At 65.1% G+C, this 7652-nt stretch carries 6 protein-coding genes; 5 read left to right on the forward strand and 1 reads right to left on the reverse strand.

Annotation, left to right across the window (positions count from 1 at the left end; translation table 11 throughout):
* Positions 1–4 precede the first annotated feature (4 nt).
* Positions 5–307, forward strand: coding sequence for an H-NS histone family protein (locus tag ATF69_RS17635; protein ID WP_099730991.1), 303 nt, complete (start codon positions 5–7; stop codon positions 305–307).
* Between the two features lie 247 nt (positions 308–554).
* On the opposite strand, the gene ATF69_RS17640 is transcribed toward ATF69_RS17635, so the two are convergent.
* On the reverse strand, positions 555–1430 hold the full coding sequence (locus ATF69_RS17640; protein ID WP_146871784.1) for a helix-turn-helix domain-containing protein: 876 nt from the start codon (positions 1428–1430) through the stop codon (positions 555–557).
* A gap of 110 nt (positions 1431–1540) precedes the next feature.
* Between ATF69_RS17640 and ATF69_RS17645 the strand changes: the two genes are divergently transcribed.
* The 4 genes from ATF69_RS17645 to ATF69_RS17655 form a co-directional block, all read left to right on the forward strand.
* Positions 1541–1948, forward strand: a complete 408-nt coding sequence (locus tag ATF69_RS17645; RefSeq protein ID WP_146871785.1) for a hypothetical protein — start codon at positions 1541–1543, stop codon at positions 1946–1948.
* A gap of 198 nt (positions 1949–2146) precedes the next feature.
* The gene (locus ATF69_RS17650; protein ID WP_146871786.1) at positions 2147–5065 is read left to right on the forward strand and encodes an aconitate hydratase; all 2919 of its coding nucleotides are present in this window, start codon (positions 2147–2149) and stop codon (positions 5063–5065) included.
* A 209-nt stretch (positions 5066–5274) separates the two neighbouring features.
* A complete protein-coding gene (locus ATF69_RS23335; protein ID WP_244303757.1) occupies positions 5275–6048 on the forward strand; it encodes an MASE3 domain-containing protein in 774 nt (257 codons plus the stop codon).
* On the forward strand, positions 5990–7652 hold a 1663-nt coding region (locus tag ATF69_RS17655), incomplete at its 3' end, for a sensor domain-containing protein (protein ID WP_244303758.1). The genes ATF69_RS23335 and ATF69_RS17655, both read left to right, overlap by 59 nt.

A 7652-nucleotide genomic window follows, 5' to 3' on the forward strand; every position in this document is an offset into this window, starting at 1 on the left:
CACCATGACCAGCTACAAAGAACTTTTGAAGCAGCGTGAAGCGCTTGAGCAACAAATCAGCGAAGCCCGTCGCCGAGAATTGTCGGACGCTGTTTCCCAAGTGCGCGCCTTGGTGGCCGAATATGGTCTGACCGCCCAGGATGTGTTCCCCGCAGGCAAGACCGCAGGGAAAACCGGCCGCAGCTCTACCGCAGGTACCAAAGTGGCCCCCAAATACCGCGACCCGGCGACTGGCCAGACATGGACCGGCCGTGGCAAGGCGCCCAAGTGGATTCAGAACGAAAACCGCGAAAAGTTCGCCATCTGAGAACCGGCATTCGCTGCACTCAAAAAAATAGCCCGCAACTGCGGGCTATTTTTTTGGGTGGCCTGGCATGGGGCGTCGAACTACCGAGCCTGGCCCAGCATCTGGAGCCTTCATACCTCGCTGGGGACACAAAATCTGCGTCCTGCATTCACCGGGTGGATACCGCAAAAACCGCTATCCCGACCCGCCATTGCCCACGAACCCAAAAATTCGGTCTGCGTGTTGTGGTTCAACCCACTCCAGGCCGTCAATCCGCAGCATATTGCTGCGCCATCTCCCGCAGTACCTGGGCAGTAAATGCGTCGGCCGGGAAAAACGATTCCACCGCCAGCTCCTGCAGCGTCACATCCACTGGAGTGCCGAATATCGTCGTGGTGCTGATGAGCGACAGCATGCCGTGCACGCTATTGAAACAAAACGGCATCACCACACCCAGCATTTCTCCCGCCATCACGAGCGGTGTGGATTCATCGGGCGCGGGGTATTCCAGCAGTTCGGCCTGCAGGGCCAGCAATGCCGGGTCCCCCGTGGCATGAATCTGCTGGCGCAGGCGCTCGAAGAGGTGGTGGCGCCATTGCGCCAGATTGGCGATGCGTGACGCCAGGCCGTCGGGGTGCAGGCTCAGGCGGAACACGTTGATGGGGGGCGCGAGCAGTTCAGGGCTCACGTGCGCGGCCAGCAAGGCCTGCGCTGCGCGGTTGGCAGCCACCACGTTCCAGCAGCGGTCGAGGGCGATGGCGGGGCAGGGCTCATGGCCCTTGAGCACCAGCTCGACGGCCTGGCGCGCTGCGGTCAGTGCCGGGTCGTCCAGCGCGCGTTCTCGGTACATGGGGGCGTAGCCGGCTGCCACCAGCAGTGCGTTGCGTTCGCGCAGCGGGATGGCCAGGCGCTCGCACAGGCGCAGCACCATGTCGCGGCTGGGATTGGTGCGGCCGGTTTCCATGAAGCTCACGTGCCGCGTGGAGATGTCTGCCTCGTCGGCCAGCTCCAGCTGACTCAGGTGCCGCTGCTGGCGCCAGGTGCGCAGGTGGTCGCCAAAACTGGCAGGCCCCGCCGCTGTGCTGCGGTGCGGCAGCGGATGGCGCGGGGTGCGGCGAGAGGGGGTGGAGGGTGCGGACGTCATGCCTCGCATCCTAGGCCCAACCAGGCCGCAGGCCATTACCTGCCATGTCATCGACGCCATGCGCCGCAGCGGCAACGATGCAGCCTTCTTCAACCCCCAAGGAGCTTGCCATGTTGAACCTGTTGTCTTCCCCCTCCCTTTTGCGTGCCGTGGTCTGGTTCGATGCGTCCACCGGGCTGCTGCTGGGCGCCTTGCATCTGCTGCTGACGGCGTCGCTGGCCGAATGGCTGGGGCTGCCGCACGGACTGCTGGTGGTGTCCGGCGTTTTGCTGCTGGGCTACGCAGCACTGGCCACCCGCATTGCCCGCGCGCGCACCATGCCGCGCGGAGGGCTGTGGGCGCTGATCGCTGCCAACTTTGGATGGGCGTTGGCCAGCCTGGTGCTGCTGCTCGGTAACGCCGTGGCACCCACGTTGCTGGGCCAGGTGTACCTGGTGGTGCACGTGGTCTCGGTGGCGCTCATTGCTGAGCTGCAGTGGATGGGTGTGCGCCGCTTGCCTGCATGGGCTGCCGCTTAGCTCTGTTGTGCTATATATTTGATAGCTATTGAGGCATAAAGATGTAGCGCTTGGCCGAGTTTTTCCGCAAAAATGGTGAAAAGAGCGTCGTATGGGCCTCTGCGCCAGGGCGGCGGGGCACAGCGGCATACCCCCAACGATTGCGCCGTCATGGGGGACTGCCAGAATAGACGCTGTTGCCTTATCAAGGAGTTCGCCATGGCCTCATCGTCCAAGCCGCTAGCCAAACCGTCGTCCCGACCCGCACGCCACGCCTTTGCCAACACGCTCAAGGGCTTCAAAACGGCGTCGGGCAAGGAGGGCAAGTTCTACTCTCTGCCCGCGCTGGCCAAGCAGTTTCCGCAGATCCAGCGTCTGCCGGTGTCGATCCGCATCGTGCTCGAATCGGTGCTGCGCAATTGTGACGGCCGCAAGGTGACGGCCGAGCATGTGCAACAGCTTGCGCACTGGGCGCCCAATGCCGCGCGCACCGACGAGATCCCTTTTGTCGTCTCGCGCGTGGTGCTGCAGGACTTCACCGGTGTGCCTTTGCTGGCCGACCTGGCCGCCATGCGCAGCGTGGCCGCCAAGCTGGGCAAGAACCCCAAGAAGATCGAGCCCCTGGTGCCGGTGGACCTGGTGGTGGACCACTCGATCATGGTCGACCACTACGGCAAGAAGAATTCGCTCGACCTGAACATGAAACTCGAATTCCAGCGCAACAAAGAGCGCTACGAGTTCATGAAGTGGGGCATGCAGGCCTTTGACACCTTTGGTGTGGTGCCCCCGGGCTTTGGCATCGTGCACCAGGTCAACCTCGAATACCTGGCGCGCGGCGTGCACAAGCGCAAAGATGGCGTCTACTACCCCGACACCCTGGTGGGCACCGACAGCCACACCACCATGATCAACGGCATTGGCGTGGTGGGCTGGGGCGTGGGCGGCATCGAGGCCGAGGCCGCCATGCTGGGCCAGCCGGTGTACTTCCTCACGCCCGATGTGGTGGGCTTTGAGATGACCGGCCAGCTGCGCGAGGGCGTGACGGCCACCGACCTGGTGCTCACGGTGACCGAGCTGCTGCGCCAGCACAAGGTGGTGGGCAAGTTCGTGGAGTTCTTTGGCGAAGGCACGCGCACCCTGGCGCTGCCCGACCGCGCCACCATCGGCAACATGGCGCCGGAGTACGGCGCCACCATGGGCTTCTTCCCGGTGGACGAAAAGACCATCGACTACTTCAAGGGCACGGGCCGTACCAAGGGCGAGATCGAAGCCTTCGAGGCCTACTTCAAGGCCCAGGGGCTGTTTGGTGTGCCGCTGGCCGGCGAGGTCGACTATTCGCAGGTCGTCAAGCTCGACCTTGGCAGCGTCACCCCCAGCCTGGCGGGCCCCAAGCGCCCGCAAGACCGCATCGAGCTGGGCAAGGTCAGCAGCCAGTTCGCTGAGCTGTTCAGCAAGCCCAACGCGCAAAACGGCTTCAACCGCCCGGCAGAGCTGCTGCACACGCGCCATCACATCCACCGCCATGGCGAAGCTGCCGCCGAAGAGGCTACGCCAGACGGCAAGCCCACGCCGGCCGGCGCACCGCGCTCGGTGGTCGAGATGGAGGCCAACAAACCGGCACTGGCCACTGCGCACGGCGAGGCCCGCGCAGCCACGCTGCCCGCCAAGGGGGCTGACCCCACAGTGGGCAATGGCGACGTGCTGATTGCCGCCATCACCAGCTGCACCAACACCAGCAACCCCAGCGTGCTGCTGGCTGCCGGCCTGCTGGCCAAGAAGGCGGTGGAGGCAGGCCTCAAGGTGCAGCCGCACATCAAGACCTCGCTGGCCCCCGGCTCGCGCATCGTCACCGAATACCTCACGCAGACCGGGCTGCTGCCGTACCTGGAAAAGCTGGGCTTTGCGCTGGCGGGCTATGGCTGCACCACCTGCATCGGCAACGCGGGCGACCTCACCCCCGAATTGAACGAGGTCATCACCAGCAACGATCTGGTCTGCGCAGCCGTGCTGTCGGGCAACCGCAATTTCGAGGCGCGCATCCATCCCAACCTCAAGGCCAACTTTCTGGCCAGCCCGCCACTGGTGGTGGCGTATGCCATTGCGGGCACGGTGCTCAAAGACTTGATGACCGAACCCGTGGGCAAGGGCAAGGGGGGCAAGGACATCTACCTGGGCGACATCTGGCCCACCAGCGATGAAGTCCACGCCCTGCTCAAGTTCGCCATGAACGGCAAGGCCTTCCGCGAAAACTACGCCAAGGTGGCGACCGACCCCGGAAAGCTGTGGGAGAAGATCAAGGGAGTCAGTGGCACGGCCTACACCTGGCCCGCCAGCACATACATTGCCGAGCCGCCGTTTTTTGCCCAGTTTGCGCTAGACAAAGGCGCTGCGGCCGCGTCGGCGGTGCACGGCGCGCGCATCATGGCGCTGTTCGGCGACTCCATCACCACCGACCACATCTCGCCCGCAGGCTCCATCAAGGAAAGCTCACCCGCAGGCCAGTGGCTGTTGCAGCACGGCGTGCAAAAGGCAGACTTCAACAGCTACGGCGCCCGCCGGGGCAACCATGACGTGATGATGCGCGGCACCTTTGCCAATGTGCGCATCAAGAACCTGATGATTCCGCCCACCGCCGATGGCTCGCGTGAAGAGGGCGGCGTCACGTTGTTCCAGAACGATGGTCCGCTGCAGGGCGAGAAGATGTTCATCTTCGATGCCGCCATGCAGTACATGGCGCAGGGCACGCCCACCGTGATTTTTGCGGGCGAAGAGTACGGCACCGGCTCCAGCCGCGACTGGGCCGCCAAGGGCACGCAACTGCTCGGCATCAAGGCGGTGGTGGCGCGCAGCTTTGAGCGCATTCACCGCTCCAACCTCGTGGGCATGGGCGTGTTGCCGCTGCAGTTCAAGGCGGGCGATTCTTGGGAAACGCTGGGCCTGACGGGCAATGAGGTGATTGATGTGGTGCCTGATGCCGCACTCACGCCACAGAGCGATGCGAGGCTGGTCATTCACCGTGCCGACGGCACGCGCCAGGAAGTGACGGTGACCCTGCGCATCGACACCCCCATCGAGGTGGACTACTACCAGGCCGGGGGCATCTTGCCGTTTGTGCTGCGCCAGCTGCTGGAGGGTTGAGGGCCCGCTGCATCCTTCTTACTTGCCGCATCGCGCCCTGCGCTGATGCGTGCAAGCAACGCCTGGGCGCAGCGCCGTCCCGGGTTGTATTGGACGGGGCTTTGGCCCCGTTTTTCATGGTGCGAGCGCTCTGGTCATTTCCTTACGCGTAGATACACTTGTGACGTTGTGCGGCCATTTCGCTGGCACTGCTATTCACCCCTTCGTCCATGCCACCTCCCAACAGCTCTCCGACAGCGCGCATGCCCTGGTCGGATGCGCCCGCCATCACCGTGGTGCTGGTGGTGGCAGTGCTGGCGCTGGTCGTGGTGCCGCTGGCGCAGATGCTGGGGGATGGGGCGGGCGCCCAGCACGGGCTCGAACCGTTGCTGGAGCTGGTGGCGGTGCTGCTGGGACTGCTGGTGGTGTCGGTGTCCCTGCACGCCCTGGAGGCGCAGGAGCAGGCGCGCGCGAATGTCCTGGTGGTGGGTTTTGGCGTAGCGGCGGCCTGCAATTTTCTGCACGGGGTGCTGGTGCACTCCGGCCCTGTGCACATGCCGCCGGGCAGTGCCGACATGTCGTTGTGGCTGAGCAGTTGGGCGCGTGTGGCCGAGGCCCTGACCTTGGGGCTCACCGCCACGCGCTTGTCTGCCCCCGGGCCGGCCCGCGCCTGGCTGGCAGCGGCGGGGGGTGTCACGCTGGTGCTCGCAGGGTCGTCGCTGGGGCCGCTGCCCCAGTGGTTTGCCCATGCTGCAGACGGTGCCTTGCGCCAGGTGGTGGCCGTGGGGCTCGCCCTGGCCTTGGCCGCCAGCGCTGTGGTGTTGCATCGCCGCAGCCGCAGCGAAGAGGCACCGCGTGAACGCCTGTTTGCATGGGCGGCCGGAGCGTTCGTGTGCGGTGAGGTCACGGTGGGCGCGCTGGGGGGGGCATTCGATGCTGGGTGGAGTGCTGTCCCATGGCTTTCGGGTGGTGGCGTATGCGCTGCTGTACCAGGCGGTGTTTGATGCAGGCATCCGCCGCCCGTTCGCGCGCATCCAGGAGGCCGAGAGCCGGTTGCGCGAGAGCGAGGGGCGTCTGTCATTGCTGGGGCGCAACCTGCCGCACAGCGTGTTGTTCCAGATCGTGCGCGAGCTGGATGGCCGGGTGCATTTTGTGCACATGGGCGACGCCATCGAACGGCTGAACGGGGTACGCGTCGAAGACGTGTTGCAGGACCCACGCGTGCTTTACAGGCAGATCCTCCCGGAAGACATAGATCGCCTGCGGCAGGCAGAGCGCCAGTCCTACCTGTCCATGACCAGTCTGGAGGCGGTGTTTCGGGTGCGCCGCACCGACGGTCAGGTGCGCTGGATGCACCTGAGTTCGTCGCCGCGCCGGCTGCAGGATGGCCGGGTGCTGTGGGATGGCGTGCAGACCGACATCACCGCCCACCACCAGGCCGAAGAGGCCGCGCACGCCCAGCAGGCGCTCATGGCCAACACGCTGCGCCATGTGCCGGGTGGTGTGTCGCGGATTGATCGGGACTTGCGCGTGCTGTACGTCAATGAACAGCAGGCCCGCTGGCTCTACACCACGCCCCAGGCGCTGGAAGGGCAGCGGCTGCAGGATGTGATCCCGCCCGAAGTGTTCGCGCGCATCCACCCGCATCTAGAAAAAGCCTTTGCGGGCGAGACCGCGGTGTTCGAAAACCGCATTGACGGCCCTGACGGCACACAGTTTCGCCACACCACCATTGCCCCCGAGAGCGTGACGGCGCAAGGGGTGGCAGCCGTGGTGCTGTTTGCCTACGACTTGACGGCGCTCAAGCGCATCGAACAAGAATTGGCCCAGCAGAAGGCGCATCTGGCCAGCGTGGTCAATGCCATGCCGGACATGGTGTTCATGAAGGACACCAACGGGGTGTACCTGTCAGTCAACCCGGTATTCGAGCGTTTTGCGGGCCGGCCCGAACGCGATGTGGTGGGCCGAAACGACTACGACCTGACCAACGCGGCCGAGGCCGAGCGTTTTCGCAAGTACGACCAGCGCGCCATGCAGGCCTGGCAGCCGCTGGTGTATGAGGAAACGCTCACCTTCGCCGAAGACGGCTACCAGGGCCAGTTCGAGACCATCAAGACGCCCATCCGCGATCTGCATGGCCGCGTGACGGGCATCCTGGGCGTGTGCCGCGACATCACAGACCGCAAACGCGCCGAACAAGAGATCGAACGCCTGGCGTTCTACGACGCGCTCACGGGTCTGCCCAACCGCCGCCTGCTGCTGGACCGCCTGCAACGCTCCATCGCCGCCTGCCAGCGCACCAGGAACCTCGGGGCCCTGCTGTTCATCGACCTCGATAACTTCAAAGACCTCAACGACACCCTGGGCCACGACATGGGCGACCAGCTCCTGGCCCAGGTCGCCGCCCGCCTGGTGGGCAGCGTGCGCGAAGCCGACACCGTGGCCCGCTTCGGCGGCGACGAATTCGTCGTCATGCTCGAAGCCCTGGCCCCCGACCTGCAAAACGCCGCCACCCAGGCAGAAACCGTCGCCGAAAAACTCCTGGCCAGCCTGAACCAGCCCTTTGACCTGGACGGCGCCCAGCACTACAGCACCCCCAGCATCGGCA

Origin of the sequence: Acidovorax delafieldii, assembly GCF_007993815.1 — a bacterium.
Lineage (GTDB): Bacteria > Pseudomonadota > Gammaproteobacteria > Burkholderiales > Burkholderiaceae_C > Acidovorax > Acidovorax delafieldii.

Excerpts from the sequence above, each read along its gene's own strand:
- ATF69_RS17635 (WP_099730991.1), top strand. The coding sequence starts at position 5 with ATGACCAGCTACAAAGAACTTTTGAAGCAGCGTGAAGCGCTTGAGCAA.
- ATF69_RS17640 (WP_146871784.1), bottom strand. The coding sequence starts at position 1,430 with ATGACGTCCGCACCCTCCACCCCCTCTCGCCGCACCCCGCGCCATCCG.
- ATF69_RS17650 (WP_146871786.1), top strand. The coding sequence starts at position 2,147 with ATGGCCTCATCGTCCAAGCCGCTAGCCAAACCGTCGTCCCGACCCGCA.
- ATF69_RS17645 (WP_146871785.1), top strand. The coding sequence starts at position 1,541 with ATGTTGAACCTGTTGTCTTCCCCCTCCCTTTTGCGTGCCGTGGTCTGG.
- ATF69_RS23335 (WP_244303757.1), top strand. The coding sequence starts at position 5,275 with ATGCCACCTCCCAACAGCTCTCCGACAGCGCGCATGCCCTGGTCGGAT.